The 1,686-nt window shown below is 76.0% G+C and carries 3 protein-coding genes; all 3 read right to left on the reverse strand.

The features are described 5' to 3' along the window. Positions 1 to 138: 138 nt before the first annotated feature. A complete protein-coding gene (locus GTQ99_RS22935; RefSeq protein WP_166617970.1) occupies positions 139 to 405 on the reverse strand; it encodes a GlsB/YeaQ/YmgE family stress response membrane protein in 267 nt (88 codons plus the stop codon). Positions 406 to 551: 146 nt separating this feature from the next. Continuing rightward, positions 552 to 935 (reverse strand): ATP-binding protein, encoded by a 384-nt coding sequence (locus GTQ99_RS22940; protein ID WP_166617971.1) that lies wholly within the window; start codon positions 933 to 935, stop codon positions 552 to 554. 61 nt (positions 936 to 996) lie between these two features. Next, positions 997 to 1,686 (reverse strand): ROK family protein (locus GTQ99_RS22945; protein ID WP_166617972.1); only part of this gene is annotated, 690 nt, incomplete at its 5' end.

Consider the following 1,686-nt stretch of genomic DNA (forward strand, 5'->3'; position numbering starts at 1 on the left):
GGCATGAGCACCCCCACCGGCGCCGCCGGGGGCCCTCCCGCTCTCACGGGCGGAGTGGGCTCCGTCGCCGCCGGTGGGGGTGCTCATGCCGTGCTCCTCGTGCTCCTCGTGCCTGGCTCCGTCGGTGTGCGGGACGCGTCAGCGCCGACGGCCCTTGAGCGCGCCGACGACCGAGACGCCGATGGCCGCGACGACCACCTGGAAGACGAGCTCGATCCAGTCGAACCCGTTGGTGTCGGCGACACCGGTGGCGCGCGCGATGGCGGTGCCGATGAGCGCCGCGACGATGCCGACGACGATCGTCAGCAGGATGGAGATGTTCTGCCGGCCGGGCAGGACCAGGCGGGCGAGGGCGCCGATGATGGCGCCGACGACGATGGCGGTGATGATGCCGGTGACGGTCACGCGGTCCTCCGTGGGACGTGGGGGTGTTCCACCTCCCGCCCGGTGGGGCGGGGGGCGTGGCGCGACGACCTGCTCGTGGAGCGTTCATCCAGCGCCCGTCCAGGGTGGCACGCACCGCCGCCCCGCGCACCCGGAGCGGCGGGCCCTCAGGCCGGCAGGTGGAACCACACGGTCTTGCCGCCCTGCCCCGCGTCCACCCCCCACGCGTCGCTGAGCAGGTCCACCAGCGCCACGCCGCGCCCGGAGGTCGCCTCGGGAGAGGCCTCGTGCGCCACGGGGACCCGCGGGCTGCCGTCGCTGACGGCCACGAGCATCCCCGGCGTGCCGTCGCAGGTCAGCCGCAGGGTGATGGGGGGACCGCCGTGGGCCACGGCGTTGGTGACCAGCTCGGTGGCCAGCAGCTGCGCCTCGTCCAGCACCCGGGAGTGGTGCACCGGGCAGTCGTTCTCCTCCAGGAACCGGCGCGCCTCGCGAGCTGCCTGCGGGTGCGGGGAGAGGTCCAGCAGGGCCGGGGGCGTGACGTCGCACATCACGCCATGATCGGTGGAGCGCCGCCGGTCGGCATGCCGGCCCGCGCCCGGCGGTGCCCGGTCAGCGGCGGTGCCCGAGCACGAAGGTGCGGATGGCGGTGACCGCCGCGCCCCGGGCCCACTCGGTGAACCCGGTGAGCTGGACGTCCACGACGAGCTCGGAGGCGTGCTCGCTGCGGTGGGCGCGGATCCCCTCCCGGAGCGCGTCGCGCCCCACCTCGGCCAGCCGCACGCCCTCCCCGGACAGGATGACCTTCTCCGGCATCGTGAAGTTGCCGATGGCCGCGACCAGCGCCCCCAGGGCGCGCGCGGAGTCGTCGACGACGCGGCGCGCCAGGGGTTCCCCCGCCAGCGCGAGGTCGAGGACCTCCTCGTAGGGCACCGGGCGGCGCAGCGCGACCGAGGCGCGCGCCTCGACGGCCGCCACGGTGAGCAGCGCCTCGGCGCAGCCCGCGTGCCCGCGCGGGCACAGCGGCCCGCCCGGCAGCAGGGGCACGTGCCCGACGAGGCCGACGCCGGCGTCGGGCCGGTCGACGAGCTCGCCGTGCACGACGAGGCCGTACCCCAGCCCCTCGCCGATCGTCAGCACGGCGAAGTGGTCGCAGCCGCGGGCGGCGCCGAACCACTGCTCGGCGCGCGCGAAGGAGAGCAGGTCGTTGTCGACGACCACCGGCAGCCCGAGCTCGTGCTCCAGCAGCCTCCCGAGCGGGACGTCGCGCCAGCCCAGGAACGCGGCGTCCCGCTCGGGAGG

Origin of the sequence: Kineococcus vitellinus (genome assembly GCF_009906315.1) — a bacterium.
Lineage (GTDB): Bacteria > Actinomycetota > Actinomycetes > Actinomycetales > Kineococcaceae > Kineococcus > Kineococcus vitellinus.

Excerpts from the sequence above, each read along its gene's own strand:
- GTQ99_RS22940 (WP_166617971.1), bottom strand. The coding sequence starts at position 935 with ATGTGCGACGTCACGCCCCCGGCCCTGCTGGACCTCTCCCCGCACCCG.